Annotated in this window: 20 protein-coding genes; 13 read left to right on the top strand and 7 right to left on the bottom strand. The window is 45.9% G+C overall.

Annotation, left to right across the window (positions count from 1 at the left end; translation table 11 throughout):
• Positions 1–198: 198 nt before the first annotated feature.
• Positions 199–576, top strand: a complete 378-nt coding sequence (locus QUB10_RS14580; RefSeq protein ID WP_333203141.1) for a BON domain-containing protein — start codon at positions 199–201, stop codon at positions 574–576.
• A gap of 108 nt (positions 577–684) precedes the next feature.
• Positions 685–1101 (top strand): DUF2294 domain-containing protein, encoded by a 417-nt coding sequence (locus QUB10_RS14575; protein WP_333203139.1) that lies wholly within the window; start codon positions 685–687, stop codon positions 1099–1101.
• Here the strand turns inward: QUB10_RS14575 and QUB10_RS14570 are convergent.
• A complete protein-coding gene (locus tag QUB10_RS14570; protein WP_333203137.1) occupies positions 1070–1501 on the bottom strand; it encodes a response regulator in 432 nt (143 codons plus the stop codon). The two genes, QUB10_RS14575 and QUB10_RS14570, sit on opposite strands and share 32 nt — an antisense overlap.
• A gap of 1 nt (position 1502) precedes the next feature.
• Positions 1503–1703 (bottom strand): hypothetical protein, encoded by a 201-nt coding sequence (locus QUB10_RS14565; RefSeq protein ID WP_333203135.1) that lies wholly within the window; start codon positions 1701–1703, stop codon positions 1503–1505.
• A 369-nt stretch (positions 1704–2072) separates the two neighbouring features.
• Here QUB10_RS14565 and QUB10_RS14560 point away from each other — a divergent pair, with 369 nt between their 5' ends.
• Complete coding sequence (locus tag QUB10_RS14560; RefSeq protein ID WP_333203133.1) at positions 2073–2876, top strand: DUF2267 domain-containing protein; 804 nt, start codon at positions 2073–2075, stop codon at positions 2874–2876.
• Between the two features lie 401 nt (positions 2877–3277).
• Positions 3278–5911, top strand: coding sequence for an EAL domain-containing protein (locus QUB10_RS14555; RefSeq protein ID WP_333203131.1), 2634 nt, complete (start codon positions 3278–3280; stop codon positions 5909–5911).
• Between the two features lie 115 nt (positions 5912–6026).
• On the opposite strand, the gene QUB10_RS14550 is transcribed toward QUB10_RS14555, so the two are convergent.
• Together QUB10_RS14550 and QUB10_RS14545 are read right to left on the bottom strand one after the other, a co-directional pair.
• Positions 6027–7679 carry an alpha-amylase family glycosyl hydrolase gene (locus tag QUB10_RS14550; protein WP_333153462.1) on the bottom strand — a complete coding sequence of 551 codons (1653 nt, stop codon included), beginning with the start codon at positions 7677–7679 and terminating at the stop codon, positions 6027–6029.
• Between the two features lie 484 nt (positions 7680–8163).
• Positions 8164–8883: a response regulator transcription factor gene (locus QUB10_RS14545; RefSeq protein WP_333153460.1), complete on the bottom strand. Its 720-nt coding sequence runs from the start codon at positions 8881–8883 to the stop codon at positions 8164–8166.
• 398 nt (positions 8884–9281) lie between these two features.
• Here QUB10_RS14545 and QUB10_RS14540 point away from each other — a divergent pair, with 398 nt between their 5' ends.
• Positions 9282–11150 carry a PAS domain-containing sensor histidine kinase gene (locus QUB10_RS14540; RefSeq protein WP_333203129.1) on the top strand — a complete coding sequence of 623 codons (1869 nt, stop codon included), beginning with the start codon at positions 9282–9284 and terminating at the stop codon, positions 11148–11150.
• Between the two features lie 361 nt (positions 11151–11511).
• On the opposite strand, the gene QUB10_RS14535 is transcribed toward QUB10_RS14540, so the two are convergent.
• Complete coding sequence (locus QUB10_RS14535) at positions 11512–12039, bottom strand: orange carotenoid protein N-terminal domain-containing protein (protein WP_333203128.1); 528 nt, start codon at positions 12037–12039, stop codon at positions 11512–11514.
• A gap of 327 nt (positions 12040–12366) precedes the next feature.
• Here QUB10_RS14535 and QUB10_RS14530 point away from each other — a divergent pair, with 327 nt between their 5' ends.
• Complete coding sequence (locus QUB10_RS14530; RefSeq protein WP_333203126.1) at positions 12367–12732, top strand: hypothetical protein; 366 nt, start codon at positions 12367–12369, stop codon at positions 12730–12732.
• Positions 12733–12922: 190 nt separating this feature from the next.
• Here QUB10_RS14530 and QUB10_RS14525 read toward each other — a convergent pair whose 3' ends face one another.
• Positions 12923–14083, bottom strand: coding sequence for a glycerate kinase (locus tag QUB10_RS14525; protein WP_333203124.1), 1161 nt, complete (start codon positions 14081–14083; stop codon positions 12923–12925).
• Between the two features lie 96 nt (positions 14084–14179).
• Entirely contained in the window at positions 14180–14512 is a 333-nt protein-coding gene (locus QUB10_RS14520) for a DUF565 domain-containing protein (protein WP_333203122.1), read from the bottom strand.
• Between the two features lie 362 nt (positions 14513–14874).
• Between QUB10_RS14520 and QUB10_RS14515 the strand changes: the two genes are divergently transcribed.
• The 7 genes from QUB10_RS14515 to QUB10_RS14485 all read left to right on the top strand — a co-directional run bounded on the left by QUB10_RS14515 (position 14875) and on the right by QUB10_RS14485 (position 20132).
• On the top strand, positions 14875–15453 hold the full coding sequence (locus QUB10_RS14515) for a hypothetical protein (protein WP_333203120.1): 579 nt from the start codon (positions 14875–14877) through the stop codon (positions 15451–15453).
• A gap of 455 nt (positions 15454–15908) precedes the next feature.
• Positions 15909–17936, top strand: coding sequence for a glycosyltransferase family 39 protein (locus tag QUB10_RS14510; protein WP_333203205.1), 2028 nt, complete (start codon positions 15909–15911; stop codon positions 17934–17936).
• A gap of 43 nt (positions 17937–17979) precedes the next feature.
• Positions 17980–18507 carry a GNAT family N-acetyltransferase gene (locus tag QUB10_RS14505; protein WP_333203118.1) on the top strand — a complete coding sequence of 176 codons (528 nt, stop codon included), beginning with the start codon at positions 17980–17982 and terminating at the stop codon, positions 18505–18507.
• Between the two features lie 137 nt (positions 18508–18644).
• A complete protein-coding gene (locus QUB10_RS14500) occupies positions 18645–18893 on the top strand; it encodes a hypothetical protein (protein ID WP_333203116.1) in 249 nt (82 codons plus the stop codon).
• A gap of 27 nt (positions 18894–18920) precedes the next feature.
• Entirely contained in the window at positions 18921–19526 is a 606-nt protein-coding gene (locus tag QUB10_RS14495; RefSeq protein WP_333203115.1) for a hypothetical protein, read from the top strand.
• A 109-nt stretch (positions 19527–19635) separates the two neighbouring features.
• Positions 19636–19872: a type II toxin-antitoxin system Phd/YefM family antitoxin gene (locus QUB10_RS14490; RefSeq protein WP_333203113.1), complete on the top strand. Its 237-nt coding sequence runs from the start codon at positions 19636–19638 to the stop codon at positions 19870–19872.
• Positions 19869–20132, top strand: coding sequence for a Txe/YoeB family addiction module toxin (locus tag QUB10_RS14485; RefSeq protein ID WP_006632711.1), 264 nt, complete (start codon positions 19869–19871; stop codon positions 20130–20132). Before QUB10_RS14490 ends, QUB10_RS14485 begins: the two co-directional genes overlap by 4 nt.
• The last annotated feature ends 49 nt before the right edge of the window (positions 20133–20181 follow it).

Below are 20181 nucleotides of genomic sequence, written 5' to 3'. Positions count from 1 at the left end.
ACTCAACAAACCGGGTTTTTCTACCTAGGTGGATGGCTGTAACGATACTTTTTTGTAAAAAAACTCGGTTTCTGCATCCAAGAGTGCGATCGTAATTCCTGGTATTGAGAATAACAATTACAGGGCGACTTGCCAACCGTGAATTAACAAGTCAATTAACACGTCAATTAACACAAACTTTGTCGGAGGACAAACTCTATGGGCTGGCTAAAAAGATTGTTTGGTTTAGAAAAACTTGAAAATCAAGAAACTGTTGACGCTCCTGCTTACCAAGCACCTGTAGCTCAATCTCAAGCTCAAGCTCAACCTGCTGCGAGCGCTCAGACAATCCCGCCGGAACGCATGGGCTTGAATGGAGAATACGATCAAAGCGGTTTAGCTAAACGGGTGGCTCAAGCTTTCGATGCAAATCCAGATGTTGCGGATATTGAGACTGTTTATGTGGCTCAACTTGGCACTACGGTGGTTCTCAAAGGTACAGTTCCCAGTCAGGAAATTGTCAACAAGTTGGTGACAATTGCTAAAGGTGTTAAGGGTGCCACTGGGGTGCAAACTAATGAAGTTACTGTCGGCTAACGCGACGGTTATTTCTAACAGTTAGCAGTTAGCAATTAACAGTTAACTTAACTGCTAACTGTTAACTGCTCACAGTCTTTTTTATCTCTCATGGTTTTAATAAAAAATATGACAGGGGAAACCTTAGAACCTACTCGGGGGAAATTAGAACGGACTCTTTCGCAGGGAATTCAAGCTTTGTACCGCTCTCAACTCGGACATCCAACGAGTCAGGCGCTCTGCAATCTTTTGGATAACAAATTGATAATTGTTGTCGAAAATGGGCTTACTCAACCCGAAAAATTACTGGCTCAGAACGGTCAGCAAGATTTGGCGTTGCAGGTGCGGACACAATTAGAATCTGTTCTCGAATCGCCACTGAAAGAATTAATCGAAAAGGTTTTGGGCGTGGGAGTCACTGATTTGCTCCGCGATGCGACCTTGGAGACAGGCCGCACTGGTACGATCGCAATTTTGGACTCTGCACCTCAAGTTCGTGATTCTAATTATAAATCTAAAACTCAACCAAAACCATTTGAGAGCTGACATGCTGACGGATAACACTTTCTAAATCTTTGATGTTAAAAGGTTTGGAAAGGTATTCCACGCAGCCGGCTTGGAGAATTCGAGCGCGGTCTTCTGGTTTTGCTAGTGCTGTGACAGCAACAATCGGAATATGTCTGATCTCGGGGTTTTGTTGGACGCGCTTTACTACTTCCATACCGTCTATATCCGGCAGGCAAATGTCGAGTACGATTAGGTCTGGAAGTCGATCGACTGCTGCTGAAAGAGCTGCGTACCCGTCAACTGCTCCCACGCACTCGCAGCCGAATAAATCGAGTATTTGTGTCAGCAGTTCTAAGTTGTCTGGATTGTCGTCTACAGCCAACACTAAAGGACGCTTCTCAACCGGGGGTTGACCGCTAATCACAGACGAGGATTCCAATTTATTGTTCCAATGAGGGTAGTTCATAAATGCCGATCGAAACGATCAAAAAAATTGTCCCCGAGGCATTCTTCAAGTGGCGCTGCGGCACTTGAAACAGATTGGCTCGTATTTGTAGCTCTCCCATGACCATTTTTTGGTCTAACCCGATACAATATGGCTGCAAGCTGCGGGCAAAAATACCGCAGTTGATTAACCCCATAGCATCTGCTTAATTCTACCTCTCCGAGCGCCAATTACCAACTGAGGCCGTCTTGGTGCCTCAGCATTGGTAAAAATACGCAATAAATACGAAAAATCTTACCAAGAAAGCATCCTCGCTTAATAGCATTGAATAGTGGCGACAGCTTTTTAGGATATTAACCACATTAAACATGGCTTCCCATACAGGGATCTACCTAAAGGAAGATTCTCACCGATACTTAATTTTAATAACTTCCACCTGCTGAGAGATACTTGATTACTCTACTTTAGACTTCAATGTTTTTAAGTAGTAATCATCACAATTTAAGCCAGTAAAAAAATTCAGTTTTTACATGAGCTTTACCGGATATTAACCTAGGAGGTTTTAATGACAATTCCAATCAGAGACGACCTGACTTACATTTTGCTCAAAAAGATTGGCAGCGGCAACGGCAGGGGAGAGTCGGAAATTAGGAATGCAGCGGAAGAATATGTCGGTCACCCGGTGGCCGAAGCGGAATTGCTCGGTCATTTGGACTACCTCAACCAAAGGGAATTTATCAAAGCGGACTTTAGTGGCGAGCCTTATGGAGGAGCTGAGTTATTGCCGCCTTTAGTGGCATTTCAACAAGCTGATTTAACAGAAAAAGGTCGCAAACTGTTACACAAAATGGAGACGAATCCTCCGACCTCGCTCCACCAGGAAGGATCGGCAGTTCCTATCGCTTCAAAGGATATGCCGTTTTTGGAAAAAGTGATGGTAAACGGTAACATGGAGGATATTTTTGATGCCCGCGACATTACCGAAGTAGTGTACCGGGTCATGCGCGACGTGATGACAAAAGACGCCATCGAGCACGTGGAATCTGAATTGCACAAAGAAGTTTTGCCTACGGATGACAAAACCCTGCAACAAGAAATAGCAGACCTCTGGAAAGATACAAATCCGCTGGTGGGATTGCTGAGCCGGATACGTCAGCCTTTGACCGGCCCGCCTGCACCTGCGGGGATCGATGGCAATTTGTTTGCACGCAGGGTGGAACTAGAAGGCGCACTTCCTTCGGGTGTAAAACCGGAAACTGCGATCGCCGCTGTATTTTCGGCAACGAAGGATGAGCTGTCCGAGGAGCGAATTCAGGAAATAGCTGGCTTTTTGCCGGACAGAATTCGGGGAATTTGGGAGTCGGCTTAAAAAGACCTTTTAAGGTATAAATACTTACCAGCCGGGTTGAGCAACCAGTATTCTCCCTCCAGAGGGCAGAATACTGGTTGGTCAACCCGGTTTCTCTATACCTTTTATCTTGTAGCTCTGCAATTGCTTTGTAGTGAGGACGAAAGTCCGATCGCACTCGATCGGACTTTCGTCCTCACTAATTTTCTGATTGCTCTTTCCTTGCCTTGTAAGTGCTGTGAAAAACCCGGTTTATCACTGAAATTTGTCTAAAAAGTGGAAATATCCCCAGAAACAGAGTTTCGCGCTCTTGGGTTGGGTCAAGCCCCTAGACGGAACGAAAGTATTGTAATGTATAATACAGGGCAAGTTAAGACTGTGGCTCGCAAAAATGCTGTCAACAGCCCGGGAGATCAAAAGGCATGACCCGCACCAAAGTTACACAAATGTCACGATCGACTTTAGAACAAGAGATTTTACTCAATCGAATTACCAATCGCATCCGCAACTCTTTAGAACTCCAAGAGATTTTGACGACAACTGCCCGAGAAATCCGCAGCTTTTTAGAGAGCGATCGAGTAAAAGTTTATCGCTTTGAGACCGACGGTAGCGGTGAGGTAATTGCTGAGTCCATCAACGGCGACAAGTTGCCCTCGATGCTGGGTTTGCGCTTTCCAGCAGGCGACATTCCCCAGAGTGCTCGGGAAATGTTTCTCAAAGCGCGGCAGCGAGTGATTGTAGATGTGGAATTGCAGCATCAAACAATTAATCGGTTAGATTGTCCCGAAACCGGCAAAACTTTAGCAGTTGAAGATATTAGCTATCGTCCTGTAGACCCCTGTCACGCTGAATATCTGAAGGCTATGGGGGCACGTTCTTCTCTGACGGTGCCGATTTTGCATCAAAATCACCTTTGGGGACTGTTGGTGTCTCATCACAGCCAACCGAAACGGTTTAGCGATCGAGAATTGAAAATGGTGCAGTTGCTTGTGGATCAACTTTCAATTGCGATCGCCCAATCTTTTCTGCTGAGTCAAGCTAGACAGCAAGCGCGCGACGAAGCCGTTATCAACCAAATTACCAGTTTGCTGCATTCTCCTCTGGAACTAAACGAAATTCGGAAAGCAGTTCTCGAACAAACTGTCAAGCATTTGCGTGGTTCAGGAGGGCGACTCTACCTTGCAGCCGAGTTTGGCGATCGGCCCGCTTTGCTTTATACCTGTGGCCAGCAGCCCACGGACATCGACCTTGAACTCAGCCCGTTTTGGCAGCAGATTATGTGGAGGGCAAACCAAGACGATCGAGCACAAACTGCTAATCATAAAAGCCAATTAGGTATTTTTGAAAATCTCTATTCCCAGCATTACAGTTCAATTGACAGCAATATTTCTAGTTTTCTCGTACCGCACTTGTACGCCATTTCCGATATTTCTAAAGAACCTCAACTTAAATCTGTATCTGCCAATTTAGTCGCAGCTTCCATTCGTTCATTTTTGGCAGTACCGCTGCAATATCGTCAACAGTGCATCGGCTGTCTCACAGTTTTTCGCAGCCCTATAGAAACAGAAATTTTGTGGGCGGGCCGTTGCATTTCGGACGCCCGGAACGATCGTCCCCGACAGTCCTTTGCAGCTTGGAAAGAAATCAAAACAGGCGAAGCTCAAAAGTGGACCAGCGAGGAACAGAAGCTAGCACAATCTTTAGGAACTCACCTTTACATGGCTGCAATGCAGAGGCGCGTCGAGGCGATGATCCGACATCAAGCTTCTCACGATCCATTAACGGGTTTACCTAATAGATTACTGTTTAATGAAAGGCTGTCTTTAGCTTTAGCTAGCGCTCACCAAAATGGAGAAATGCTGGCAGTAATCTTTCTAGATTTAGATAGATTTAAAAATGTTAACGATACTCTCGGTCATCCCGTGGGCGATTTGTTGCTGCAAAGTGTATCTCGGCGTTTGACTAACTGTTTGCGCGTCGGGGATTCGATGGCTCGTTGGGGCGGAGATGAATTTACTGTGCTGCTATACAATATCAACACCCCGGAGGAAGCAACTAAGATTTGCCAGTTAATTATCCAGAGTTTAAGCAGTCCTTTTGATTTTGAGGGTCTGGAACTTTATATTAAGGCTAGCTTGGGAATTGCTTTGGCTCCTTACGACGGAGAAGATGCAGAAACTTTGCTGAAAAATGCTGATGCTGCGATGTACAAAGCTAAACAGAAAGGTCGCAATAATTATCAGTTTTACACGCAGGCGATCGGCAGTAAAGTCTCCGAGGATCTTAACTTAGAAAATCATCTTTACAAAGCTCTAAAAAAATCTGAGTTTGTCCTGTACTATCAACCGCAAATAAATTTAAAGACTGGCAAAATAGTGGGCATGGAAGCTCTGATTCGCTGGGAGCATCCCGAACGCGGTTTGATTCCTCCCGATCGATTTATTCCCTTAGCTGAGGAAACAGGATTAATCTGCCAAATTGACGAATGGGTGATGCGGACTGCTTGCTTGCAAAATCGAGCGTGGCAGTTACTGGGATTGCCGCCGATGCGGATAGCGGTGAATTTATCAGCCCGCCAGTTTCTGCAACCTCACACGGTACAAATCATCGCTGAAATTTTATCAGAAACCAAGTTAAATCCCGAATATTTAGAAATAGAAATTACCGAGAGCATTGCCATGACAGATGTGAGCTTTACAGTGTCGGTATTGCAGCAGTTGCAGGACATGGGAATTCACATTTCTCTGGACGATTTTGGCACCGGTTATTCTTCGCTGTGGTCTCTGAAAAACTTTCCGCTCAATAATTTAAAAATAGACAAATCCTTCGTGGCAGATTTGGTGACGGGCAGCAACGGTGCTACTATTGTGAAACTGGCGATCGCCTTGGGACAGGGCCTGAATTTACAGGTGATTGCTGAGGGAGTGGAAACAGCAGAACAGTTGGCGTTTTTGCACTCGCATCAGTGCGATATGGGTCAGGGTTACTTCTTTAGCAAACCAATACCGGCGGCGGCTATAACCCAATTGTGCCTAGAAAATCAATCTGGGAAATAATATCGATTCTGGTTGCACCGTCCGTGATTGTTGACTGTTGATTGTTGACTCACAGTGAACAGTCAACAGTCAACAGTCAACAGTCAACATCATTCCGGTGTAACCGGAAATGATATTACTGCCAAACAAACACTTTCGCTTCGTATTCCGGCAAGTCAATCATAATATTGTCATCGCCAGATTCAATATCATAATTCCCCGTCCATTCGTGCCAAGTTCCGTTGGCCGGGAAGTGGGGAACGCTGTAACCTGCCAGATAATTTTCCGACATATTCGCCACTACTACAACTCTCGAACCTTCATCGTTCCAGCGAGTGTAAGCAAAAACTTTCGAGTCAGGGTCTTCGTGGAAAAACTCGATGTTTTCTGTGTAAAGTGCTTGGTTATTTTTACGCAGGTGAATCAAGCCTTTGTAGTATTCCCACAAACCTTTATTCAGGTCATTTCCTAGCAGCGTCCAGTCAATTTTAGATTGCTCAATGGTTTTGGCTTTGTATTCGCCAAATTCTTCGCCCATCCAAATTAGGGGCACGCCAACTGCTGTCATTAACAGCACGGTTCCCAACTTTGCCCGCTTGAAGGCGGCTTCATCCAAAATTCCGCGCGAGCCCAATTCGGCAAAAATGCGATCGTGATCGTGATTGCTCAAATAATTGACTACATTCGTCGCACCCAAGTAACCTTGCCGCTTGCAGTCGATTACCTCTTTGAGGCGTTCTAAATCAAAATTGTCCCCGCAGAGTTGTGGAATTATGGAGTGATAGAAACTGTCGTGCCAGCAGCCGTCCATCGGCCCGTCTAGATTAGTGATGCTGGGCTCGTCGGGAATGTATTCGGCAACGGTATAAAAAGGTTTGGGGCCGGCGGCATTTTTGGCTTCTTGAACTACCCAGTGCATGAAATCGTAGTTAGCAATTTGTCGCGCCGCGTCGAAACGAATGCCGTCGAGATGATATTCTTGAATCCAGAAGCGGACTGTATCGCCAGCAAATCTGCGCGCCGGGAAAGTTCCTAGGTTTTCGTCATAGAATTCGTAGTTAAATTCCGGGCCCCAATTGTTATCTGGATCGCGGGGTTCGTGGTGATACCAATAATCGTGATCGATTTGAGTGAGGGGGCTCGACGCTTCCGAGTGGTTGTAAATCCCGTCCATGATGACGCGAATCCCGCGCCCGTGACACTCGTCTATCAGGTTTTTGAGTTCTTCTGTGGTTCCGTAGCTGGACTCGGCAGCGAAGAAGTAGCGGGGGTTGTAGCCCCAACTGTAGTCGCCTGGGTATTCTTTGAGGGGCATGAGTTCGATCGCATTGATGCCGAGTTCGACTAGGTAATCGAGTTTTTCGACGACGTGCTTGTACTGGCCGCGGGCGAAGGGATCATCTTCGCCACCGGAAAAGTCGGCAATGTGCATTTCGTAAATCACTAATTCGCGATCGGCCGGTAGCGGTTTATCGTCGTGTTTCCAAACATAGGTATCGATAATGCGATCGCCATCTTTGATCCGAACAATGCCGTTTTGAGTAGGATCGTCGATATCAGTGGCGTAGGGATCTACCACATCTACCCACTGATCTGCTTCCAGAAACCAGCTTTTCGACTGAACGCGGAATTTGTATTGATAAACGCCATCCTCCAACTCAACTCGCGTGCGGAAATAACCTTCTTCGTCCTTTTCCATCGGAATATCTTCCCAATTAGAAAAAGATCCAATCAAGGCAGCTCCTTTGTTGTAGGGAGCAAATAACTTGAATTCAATTGGGGCGGCCATAATACCTCTTTCTAAAATATTTCAGTAGCAGTTGATACTTTTAATTTCGCAAATTTAAGCGAACTCAGCATCACTCTACGGATATAATTTCTTTAAGGCTTAACTCTTCCTAAAAGTATCGTAATCTGGCCTCTGTCTCTGCCTTTTATGAAGTGAAATCGCGCAATATCGGCAGTGCGATCGAAATTTATCTAACTGGGGATCGCTCAACAATAAGTATTAGTAACAGGAGAGTTTTTTAACATCTATCTTAAGGTAGATTTACTGGTTAAATGATTTAAAAAAATATCTGTACTGGGATAGATCCGGCTTTTAATTTTAACTTTTTTTAACAATAAACAATTCGTGGGCTGGTGCACACTGCCTACCCTAATTTTTTGGTAACAATTAGTTAGTCGGTGTGCACTGCACACCCTTAATCAGTGACGGTAAGGTGCGCCCAGCGCACCCTACTTTTAACTTGATTTTGCCTGATGATAACGCTTCATCCAACCAAGCCAGAACGCAGGGCGAGAACGGCTGCCTGAGTGCGGTCATCAGCGCACAACTTGTTCAAAATATTGCGGACGTGAGTCTTGACTGTACCGACAGTAATGTAAAGCTTTTCGGCGATTGCAGCATTGCTGTAACCCTGTACGATCAGTTCCAAAACCTCTAATTCCCGCTCGGTTAAAGGGTAAGTCTCAATGATGTGACTAAACTCGGGTTCGGCTGCCTTAATTGTGACTCTTTTGCCCTCAGTCTTCGGTTCTTCCGGCGCGGGTTCCTGAGTGCGAGCTTGTTTCAGGACGATACGGGCGATCGCGGGATCGATCCAAGAGTTACCTTCGTGAGTTACTTTTACTACATCTAATAACTGATCGAAGCTAATATCTTTCATGCAGTAAGAGTCAGCTCCGGCGGCAAAAGCTGCCAGAACTTCTTCTTCATTGTCCTGAAAAGTCAGAATCAAAATTTTGGTATCGGGATCGGACTCCGCTACCGATTTCTTGAACTTTTGTGTAAGTTCAATGCCATCAAAATCCGGCAAGCCAATATCTACAATTGCCACGTCAGGTTTTGAAGACTGAAGCAGTTTCAATCCCTCTGTAGCGTTAGCTGCATCGCCGACAACTTCTATCGTGTCACGCTGTTGTAAAGCAGTGCGGATGCCGACTCTTGTCAGGTCATGGTCTTCTACCAAAGCAACGCGAATTTTACTCATCTTTCTTCCAATAGCCCGCTAAATTTTTAAAATATCGTCAACTGACTCAGCTAAACTGAGTAAATTTGAGAATGTGTCCTGATTTAGGGTTTTACAGGTCGCACATCATTTTAAAGCATACTCATGCAGCCGCCAAGAATGCAAGTTAATTTTTAAGTTATTTTGCCGCGATGCCTGCACGAGCCTTCCTCGGGACAGGTAAGCTCTCAATGTTTCAATAGTTTAACTGAATTATCTCATTGTCCGCCCGTTGATAGAGGTAAGGATACCACTACCCCGATAAATTTAAAGTATAAAAAATTTTGATGCACTTGGGCCCTCAAAATCAATAAAGCTAGCAGCACGAGTCTTTAATCGGTGTTAGGGATCTAGTCCAACGCTTATTTATATAACCTGTTATGACTCAGTATCACGGCAATAAGTCTTTTCCCTCGGAGTTTTCCGACTCGGAAATCTTACACAAAGTATCTGAAATAACATCGCCCCAACCCCAAGTTGGCGACTGCGAAACTCAGGACGATCGCCTGTGGTCGGCAATTCCTCACATTGTTTGGAAAACAAATGCCGACGGCTGGGCGACTTATTTCAGTCAGCGCTGGGAGGAGTACACCGGGGTACCAGCAGCAGAAGCTTTGGGTTTCGGGTATCTGGCGCGCGTCCACCCAGAAGACCGCCCTCGTCTATTGGCAAGATCGCACAGTTCTAAGTTCCCGCCGCCAAGCTACGAAATTATATTTCGTCTGCAGACGCGAGAGGGCACTTACCGCTGGAACGTGGCAAAAGGAGGGCCTGCTAACCCGGACAGTCAGGAAGTTTTGGAGTGGGTGGGAACCTACACAGATATGGAGCCGATCGAACAAACTCAACCCGAGCCCCAAGCAGAACCAGAGTTTTGGCGCCATCAAGCGCGCTCGGAAGCTAACTTCAAAGATGAAAAATGGTGCCAAGCCCGGACGGTAATAAAGGCTGGGGGGGAGTTACAGGTGATAGAGCAGTTTACAAATATATTGAGCCAGCGCGCGGGTAATTGGAATGAATTGTTGCAAGCCATCGCGGACGCGACTGTGGAGGCGATCGCAGGAGCGGAATTTTGCCTAGTTGCTCTTCTGGAGTCCGATTGCAGCGGTCTCAAACTCAGCGCTGTCGGGGGCACGGAAAACTTTGGTGGGGGCAAAACCCCGCACGTGCAAAACAAGCTGCTGTGGAAAGCATTTGCGACGGGAGAGTCTGTACTGTGGCGGTCGGAGTGCCGCAAAGGCTTGCTGCCGGCGGCGGCTTGTGCAGCGGCGATCGATTCAGGGCCAAGCGGGCGTTTGGGTGTGCTCGCCATCGGCAACGGGAAAGACAGCATGGCGATTGACGGGCATACTCAGCAACTGCTGGCGGTGATGGGAAAACAAGCGGCGATGGCAATTAACAACGCACTGGCGATCGAAAAATTAAAAAAGCAGGAACAGCTTTTAGACTTGCAAAACGAGCTACTAATTCGTCAGCAGGAAGAACTGGAAAATCAGGTGCGACGCATTCAACAGCAAAAATTGCAACTGCTAGAAGCTGCCAAGTTAAAATCGCAATTTTTGGGCATCATGTCCCACGAATTGCGAACTCCGATGAATTCGATTATCGGCTTTTCCCAATTGCTGCTGCGCCAGCACAAACAACTGCTGACCGCCCAGCAAACCGAAATGGTGGGGCGCATTTTACATAACGGCAAAAATCTACTACTGCTGATTAACGATATCCTCGACCTCTCCAAAATCGAGAGTGGCCGCACAGAATTAAAAATTGAAAAATTTGATTTAGCGCATTTAGTAATGGATGTCGCCCTGGCATTCGGAAATCAAGCCACCGATAAGAATGTGGCATTGTCCGTCAGCGTGTGCTTGCAGCATCAGTTTATAGTTAATGACAAGTTGCGCCTGCGGCAAATTTTGGTCAATCTCGTTTCCAACGCGGTTAAATTCACACATGAGGGCAGCATCTATATTGAGGTGCGGGAATTAAATCGCGATCGGCTAATTATCACCGTTCGGGATACAGGAATCGGCATCTGTGAAACCGATCTTCCCCACATTTTCGACAAGTTCCACCAAGGCGACCAAACCACAACTCGCAAATATCCAGGCACCGGTTTAGGACTAGCTATTTGTGCTTCTTTAGTCAAGATGATCGGCGGCACAATTACGGTCGAAAGTCAGCCCAAAAAAGGTTCGACATTTCGGATGGAATTCCCGCGAAAAGTTTACCCGAAAAAACTCATTTGCTGACTGGAAACCTTTTTCTATTTATCAAAATTGCCGATTTTTACTGCTCATACACTTTCGTCCCTCTCTAATATCAAATCCGTTAGCATCGGAATAGTAAATTCGAGTTAACTGTTGACGGTTGACAGTGAACAGTCAACCGTCAACAGTCAACATCATAAGGAGTGTAACCGGAAATGATATAAGACACGAAAGAATAAATAGGACTAAGAGCAAAAAAAGTTTTACCTACTAATTATAGCGGTAGGGTGCGCCGAGGCGCACCCTACATATAGAGGTTTTGGGTAATTCCTTTATTCTTGAGTCCCTCTCTGCTAGGAGGAGAGTTTGTGTAGGATAGGTTGCAACAGCAGACTTTTATGTCTTAAAGACTAGCAGTTTTCCCTACTTCCGCCTGAGTAGCAATTGGTTTAACATCGGTGTAGCCCATATTATTAGCTACGTCGCGCAGCACCGAAATTTGTTGTTCAAACTCAAGACCTTCAAATTGACCCAACACGCCATTGACAGCCTCAGTTGCCTCATATCCTTCGGGGATATCGACAATTGTTTCCCCCATACCAATAGCCCAAGCATACCAAACCACCAACTGATTGTTAGCAGTTAAAGCTCCGTAAGCGTGAGAATACGGCGTGTCGTCGCGGTTAACAATACCTCGCATTATATTCAGTTGTTGATCGTGGGAAAGCTTGTAAAAATCATCGAGCAGCATGGGAGCTAATTGTGGGTCAGCAGCGGCGGGAGCGGCTGGTGTAACTGAATCTCCCATTTTTTCATAAACAAAGTAGAGCAGCGCCAGTTTTTCATCTGTACCCAACCCGTTGATTGTCTGAACGATGTTTTGAGTGTCGTTGGAGAGAGAGTGAGGATTGGTGGCGGCGGGTGAGTTCATAAACAAAATTCCTTAAAAATGCTTCCAGAATATACAAATATCAAGATTTGTAAGTACAAGTCACCATCCCCTAGAGGTAATACGATTTGAGATTTGAGATTAGAGATTTGAGATTAAACAACGGGGAATGGCTCAGTATGTATGGGTTTTGAGCTTGCCTAAAGCTGCATTATTTTCGGAAACTTGTGTAATGTTGAGCCGCCACCCTAGAATAAATCATCCTTAAGATAGAAGCCAACGATACATCTGCGGGTAGATGAAAAAGCATGGAATTAAAGTAAGAATTGATACAGTGAATTGTTAAATAAAACTAGCAAGGAGTCGGCTATGTCTCAAATCAATACAGAACCAAATAACATTGAGAGCTTTGACGCTCAGCAGATCACTGAAAGCGCGGAAGCTGGAGAACAAAAGTTGCCGACCGTTGATGTATCAGCAGACTACGAAGCTTCAAAAGAATTCAGCGTTAGTGACATCGATCGCACGAGTGCCGGCGCCCAAGCTGCCGCCGCTGCAACTGCACCTAAATTTGCTATTCCCGCTCCTAAAGATATCCCAATGCCGGCAGATACAAGCGGCAATCCCGCTGATTTTCGTTCGATGGCTCAGGAAATTACGCCTGCTGGTACACCGGGCGAAGTTACCGACGATTTGATGCAGAAAGCGATCGATCTTGGTACTCCCGGCAGTTAATTTAGAAATTCTCCATCCTCGATGCAAAAGCTCTGTATTGTAGGGTGCTTAAGCCGCGCCTTACCCCTATAATTCGCGCGTCAAACCACTTTTTGCATAAGCCCTGAATTGTCAAGTGAGTGCACGATAAGCTGCAATACAGTAGGGACACAACAATGTTGTGTCCTTAAATCTTTAATTTTTAGTGTCCCTAATCGCTTAATTTTAAGTCGATCGCCCGACTGATTTTGCCAACAGTGCGATCGCTCAAAACTTCAATTACCAAATCCACTCGATCGCCCTCCACCATCGACTTAATAAATAAATCGGGATGCAGCGCTTTCCAGAAATATTCGACAAAGCGATTAATTTCGGCTTCTGACATTCCCGACTTCCCCGCCGCCATCATTTCCTGTTCCGCCTGATTGCGCCAGACTTGAGAAATGCGATAATCTTGGGGATACAAAACCATCAACCGATCTAATCGGTTCCACAGCGGCAGATAGTCGTGCAGCTTCGCATTCATATCGCGCGCAAACTGACAGTCGCCCTCTGTGGAAATCGGAAACGGTGTCCCCGCCAAAAACTCGCTTAATTTGGCATCAACTACCGGATTCACACCGACAAACCAACCTTCAAAAAGTACAATATCCGCACCGGAAATAATTTCGGGTTGACTTCTATCTCCCGCACCTCCGTAGGCAGATTTGTCAAACCGGGGAATTTCTACTATATTTTTAATTATATCCGGTTTTAGGGCATCAGATTTGGGATTGTCAACTGCTGCTAAATTGCGAGTTTGAGAACCGCGCAACTTGTCTAAAACTGCGATTCCCAAGTCAATATCATGAGTGCCGGGGGGGCCGCGCCAAATTAAACGCGGGTCAGCTTTTTGGAGTTGTTGGCGATCGGCATAAGTCTTATAAATATCGTCTAAAGAAAGGCTGACAGTAGAATATCCCAATTTTCCCAGAATCAGCCTCAAAACTTGGCATAAAGTAGTTTTTCCCGTTCCTTGCCCTCCTAAAATTCCTTGAATTAAAGGACGCTTTAAACTTTGTTGGGCAGTCGATAATTGCATTGCCAGCGGCAGCCAAAGATTCCACAAAGTTTCGAGGAAAATAGTTGACTTTAGGGGGAAAGTATGCAGTTCGTCAAGAATAGAAAAGAATAAATCGGTTTTGCAGCGGACAACATCGGCTACATTGTCGGAAGTAATGCCAAAAGCGCGCGTTAGCGAAGCCCTCGAAGAGGATCGCAAATCATCCGCCAGTTCCCACAAAGCCAGGTGATAGAAGTCGGGAGCTTTTGGGCGATCGCCGGCTTGCCACCGATGTAAAATTTCAACAGGGGTTACAGTCGATCGATCCATATCCTACAAACTCTCTATGCGGGGGCGGGTTTTGTACAAATACTATCGACAACTGACAAATATTTCATCCTAAACCTGCGCCGATTCAAAAAGTTTTTAAGAGCCTAGTTTGAAAGCCTCCACAAATAAATTGTAAGTCACGCCAATTTTCAGAGCATTGAGCATCTCCACCCAAAAAGAACGGGCTACAGGCCGCGGGCCGCCGTAAACGAGCCAGCTAACGAACTCCGTCAACAACACCAACAGCCCGGCCGCGATAATATCCCAATCCGCAGATTGTCCGGCGATCGTCGAAATAGCTGTCCCCAAAAAAGTGCCGAACAGCAGGCTAATTATCAGGAGGGAAATCCGCCGCCAAGGATTGCTCAGCCAGCCTCGGAAGCGATCGCCCAGAACATCAATTAATCTGTTAATTCGGGTATTCTGCATAAAAGTTATACAATTTGAGATTCGAGATTTGAGATTTGAGATGGGGAATTACTGATTACTATTGGGGTTTGGAGTACGCGCCTATAGTGGCACTCTTTTTTTCAACTGGTATGAAAAGCTATACCGATGAGTAAACAAAGGCCCCTCCCGACCAACTCCAAATCCTTACCGGGGTCAGTATGTCGCCATCTAAAATATAAAATTTAACATCTAAGATGGTATTGAGCGATCGGCGACTTATCGCCGAGAACGGTCAATAAATTTAAGTGTAACTGTATCTTGTGGCACAGCAGCCCCTGGTTTTACATTAAAAATAGTTAAGACTCATTGCCGGTGCAGTCTATCCTTTAAGCCTAAAATTTATGAATCTTAAAATTTACCAGATTGTAATTGGAGTGTCGATCGTCCTAATTACAGGAATGTTTCTAGGACGTTTTGAAATCACTATCTCCAACGGTTCAAATCAGTCGAGCGATTGGCCCTCACAAGCCACCGCACTCCCCCCCATACCCCCCGTTTCCCCAGTCGCGACAGCTTCTACAGAAACCGCCAGCGAGCCCAAACCCGACTCCACACCAACCCCCCCAGATGCAGAGGAGGAATTGCTTTCCTCAATCCCTGTAGATGCTAAAGCCGCCGGCAGTCTGCGCGTCAGCAACCGCAGCGAACACCCAGTGCGAGTGGCCCTCCTGTCGAAACGGCAAGCCGAGAAATCCTACGGCAAACCCGCGCACTGGGATTTTGCCCCCGGAGAAGGTGGCGACAAGGGACTGATGCTATCGCTGCCGGAGGGCAAGTTACAAGTCAAACGGGGAGACATTTTAGTGGTTTTTGCTCAGGATGGTTCTCGCCACTACTGGGGGCCTTACGTCGCCGGGGAGACACCCTCGCCCGCTTGGAACAGCACAGCCGGAGAATGGCAATTAATTTTGCAGCCGTGAACACTTAGCTGCAGGTGCCGAGATTTTGGTCGAGAAAGCCGATTGATCCGGTCTTGTTGAGAATGGTGCGGCGATGTGAGGTTAAACTCACATCGCCGCACCATTCTCGCTTAACAGGCTTTTCGGCCTGTTCGACAAAGAGTGAATTTTATTGTGGGGAGTAGGGGTTGGGCAGGAGAGCCCGCCCATGAAATACTTGGGGAGAATGGTGCAACATCTCAGTTGAACTGATATCTTGCACCATTCTCGCTTAACAGGCTTTTCGGCCTGTTCCACAAAGAGTGAATTTTATTGTGGAACAGGCCGAAAAGCCTGTTCATAAAAGCCTTGTTGAGAATGGTGTAACATCTCTGTTTAACCAGATGCGATCGACTTGGGAGTTTCGAGAATGCGAATCTTTCGGTAGACTCTCTATGCGAGCTAAAATTTTAAATCTAAAATCGCAGGAAGTTTGCGTGAAGGAAGTTATTAAAAGTTTGTCAGAGTTTAGGAAGCGCCCGTTAGCGTTAGCGAAGCGATCCGAAGGAAAGCCCGCCCCTACGGGGGCTACGCCAACGAAGAGGATCGCACCTTTGCTGCTATCGATTTTATGGCTGTGCGCGATCGCCTGGGTAGGTTTCTTGTGGAATCTCGGCAACATCGGTTTAGTTGACGAAACCGAACCGTTGTTTGCCGAAGCCGCCCGTCAAATGACGGTGACAGGGGATTGGATCACTCCTTATTTCAACGGCGAAACGAGGTTTGACAAGCCGCCGTTGATTTACTGGCTGATGGCTGTGGCTTACCGCACTCTGGGCGTTAACGAATGGGCCGTGCGTCTTCCGTCGGCTTTGTGTGCGATCGGTCTGACTTGCCTCGGATTTTATACCCTCTCGAAATCGAAGGAAGAAGGAAGTTCGGCAACGGATTCTGTAACGGATTTAACGGATGTCAGGAATAAGGAAGAAGGGCACGACACGGATTCGGACACGGATACACGGATGAATGTAACTGTCTTTTCTCCCTCGTTCTCCCACTCTCCCACTCCCCCACTCTCCCCCTCTCCTAGTATTCCTATTTTTCTTTCTACTCCTTGGATTGGTGCTGCCCTAATAGCTTTAAATCCCCAAACTATTGCGTGGGGACGGACTGGCGTTTCAGATATGCTATTAGTTAGTTGTATGTGTTCGGCACTATTCGCATTTTTTCTCGGTTACACTCTAGAAGAACAGAGAGAACAAGCAGAATTTTCCACTGTTTCCGCTTCCCGATTTCCTAATAAGTGGTATCTGACTTTTTACGTACTAATTGCCTTAGCAATTCTGGCTAAGGGGCCTGTGGGAATTGTCTTGCCAGCGCTGGTTGTTGGCTGCTTCGGGCTTTATTTGGGAAATTTTCGGCAACTTTGGCGCGAAATGCGTCCGGTGTCGGGAATCTTGATTATTCTGGCGATCGCCTTGCCTTGGTACATTTTGGTTATTTTAGCCAACGGTCAAACTTATATTGACAGCTTTTTTGGCTATCACAATTTCCAGCGTTTTACTGGAGTAGTCAACAAGCACTCGGCGCCTTGGTATTTTTACTTTTTTGTAGTGCTAGTTGGTTTTGCACCTTGGTCGATTTATTTGCCGGTGGCGATCGCCCGTACCCGTTTTTGGCAGCGCAGTTACTGGCGTCGTCAACCGCGATCGGCTCAGTTGAGTTTATTTGCCATCTTTTGGTTCGGGTGCATCTTTGGCTTTTTCACGATCGCCGTGACAAAATTGCCCAGTTATGTATTGCCTTTAATCCCCGCCGCTGCGATTTTGGTAACGCTGCTGTGGAGCGATATTATTGCAGGCAACGAACCAGAAAATAGGCGGGCAAAGTTAGAAAAAAAACCTAATTCTTTACCGCGAGGGCTGTTAGTTACATACATTTTCAATGTCATATTTTTACTGATTATAGCCGGAGCAACTTTCTACTGCTACAACTGGCTCGGAGACGACCCGGCTATGCCCAATTTTCCCCAAGCAATTCAGCAGTCGGGATTGCTGATTGTAGGCGGTACGATTTGGATAATTACAGCGGTGGCGATCGGACTTTTACTTTGGCAGCGGCAACAGCGCTGGATTTTGGTTGCTAACTTCATCGGGTTAGTAGCATTTATCATCTTTGGTCTTACTCCCGCCTACAAATTGGTCGATATCAACCGCCAGTTACCTCTGAGACAGTTAGCGCAGGTTGCGGTTCAACAAAAACTGCCGGGGGAAGAGTTTATTATGGTTGGTTTCTGGAAACCCAGTCTGGTTTTTTATACCCAAGAGCCGGTGACTTACTACCGAGCTGTCAGAAGGGCGATCGACTACATTAAGGAATCTAAAAACCCAACTTCTCCCTCTATTTTGTTGCTGGGATATCCAGAGAAATTTGTGGAATTAGGAGTGCAGCCAAATCAATATCAATTGTTGGACAGTCGGGGGGCTTACCAACTCGCCAGGGTTCCGAGAACAGCGTTTCGATAGTGCCTACAGTGTGATTTCATACTTGGTTAAACAAGCTCGAAAAATGATGAAAACTAAGAATCTTCAACTACTTGCCGTCGAAAGGATTCACATAGAAGCTTTCTTACGCAATAAAAGCGAGCTTGCAGCAATTTTAAATGTCATAGTACCTAATAGCTGGCCTCATTTCCCGGAAGCATTTTCCCTCCCTGCTGACGAATCTTGCGAATCCAATCCGCCTCCAACTGACTGGCGCAACTACTTCTTTATTCATCCAAAAAATGAAGTGCTTGTCGGCAATGGAGGTTTCAAAGGCTCACCTGATGAGTCGGGAACTATAGAGATAGGTTATGAAATTGCTTCCGAATATTGGAATCGTGGATTTGCAACTGAGGTGGCACAAGAAATGATCGATTATGCTTTTGCTCACGAGGAGGTGAAAGCAGTCATCGCCCACACTTTAGCTGAAAAAAATGTCTCGAATAGGGTGTTGCAAAAAGTTGGAATGAAGTTCATTGCAGAGGTGGACGATCCTGAAGAAGGCAAGATATGGCGATGGCAAATAAGCAGGGATGAATATCATCCGACTTGAACTGTAACGCCGTTTGGCTGTTTAAGTCACTGGTTGCGGCGGTAATTTGAAGGTCCTCGGTTGGAGCATTAAATCTGCCAGATTGAATAAAAGCTATAATCTAGTCACTACCTAAACCCCGAAGCTCGGAGCCTACAATGGTTTCAATTCTCAACAAACCCTCCTCGTTAATCCATGAGATTTGCATTGAAAAAGTCGATCGGTGGAAGTTGTTCAAATTTAGTGAATCGCTGCAACAGCGTATGGAACAATTGTTAGAGAAGAAAAAGGCAGATCAACTAATGGCAGAAGAGGTAGCGGAACTCGACGCCATTGGGGAATTAGATCGCATCTTTACCCATATCAATGCAATGATGGTGGCTCAAGATGTCAATCAGCGATCGTGAGTTAACTAGCGTTACGGAGTAGATTAGATGAATCCTGAGACAAAACAAGTATCACAGCACATGAAAGAATTTGGGCTTCATATTCTTGGGAGAGCTATTTATGATGCAACGTTTAGCGAGATGACGAGGCCTTTTGCTCATATGTTGTCGGTAGTTCATGCAGCACATGGAGCAGAAATACTTATCAAGGCACGCATTGCTGAAGAGCATCCGCTTTTAATCTTCAAGTCCTACCCTAAATCAAATACTACTAAGGATGTATTGAGTATCAAGGAACTCTTTAAGTACGGTCGAACTTTAATATATTCAGAGTTACCTGAAGTTCTTTGGGCGGCAACGGGTTATAGAATCAAGGAATTAGATAGATATCAAAAATTTGGCGCTCTGCGAAACATCATTGTCCATTGTTCTGCCGCTCCTGATTGCGAAGCTTCCACAGAGACATTAAAATTTGCTTTGGAAGTTTTAGATTATATAGTTCAGGATTTTTGGGGTGAGAGCTTGATTTACTATTCGCAAGAATGGGACGATGCAATCATTTCAGATGGTTATCTGCAAGAACAAATTGATCAATTGAATATTCAGGTGCACCCCGACACACAGAAACAAATAGAAGTCTTGACACTCCCTTAAAATAAAATGGAGATAGAAGTCAGTAAGGGGAACGATCGCTCATAATTAAGGGAGTGTCTACAGCCACCCAACATCATCGAGAAAAGCGTATTTAGAAAAGTGGAAGATTATGATCCCAATCAATGAAGCCCAAAAGCAGTTGCAGCAGTTGATCGATTCGGTGAGTCAGTCGCACCAACCTATTGTGATTGCAGGACAGACTAGCAATGCAGTGTTATTATCTGAATCTGACTGGGCATCTGTGCAGGAGACACTGTATCTTCTATCAGTGCCAGGGATGCGGGAATCGATTCGGGAAGGAATGGCAACGCCGATCGAGGATTGCGCTAGGGAGTTGGAGTGGTGAATTGGAATCTGGTATATACCAAACAGGCACAGAAAGATGCCAAAAAGCTCGCTTCTAGCAATTTACGAGACAAAGCGCAAGAGTTACTCGACATCATTCAAACCAATCCGTTTCAGAATCCGCCACCCTATGAGAAATTGGTGGGAGATTTGGAAGGTGCATATTCACGGCGAATCAACATTCAGCATCGTCTGGTGTACGAGGTGATTGAGTCCGAGAATACGGTAAAAATTTTGCGGATGTGGACGCATTATGAGTAGTGTTTCTAACAGGTTAACTAATACAGGGGTAGATCGATCGCTCTTTGGA

The organism is Microcoleus sp. B5-D4 (assembly GCF_036705145.1).
Lineage (GTDB): Bacteria > Cyanobacteriota > Cyanobacteriia > Cyanobacteriales > Microcoleaceae > Microcoleus.
This window is presented reverse-complemented; position numbering and strand designations above follow the sequence as displayed.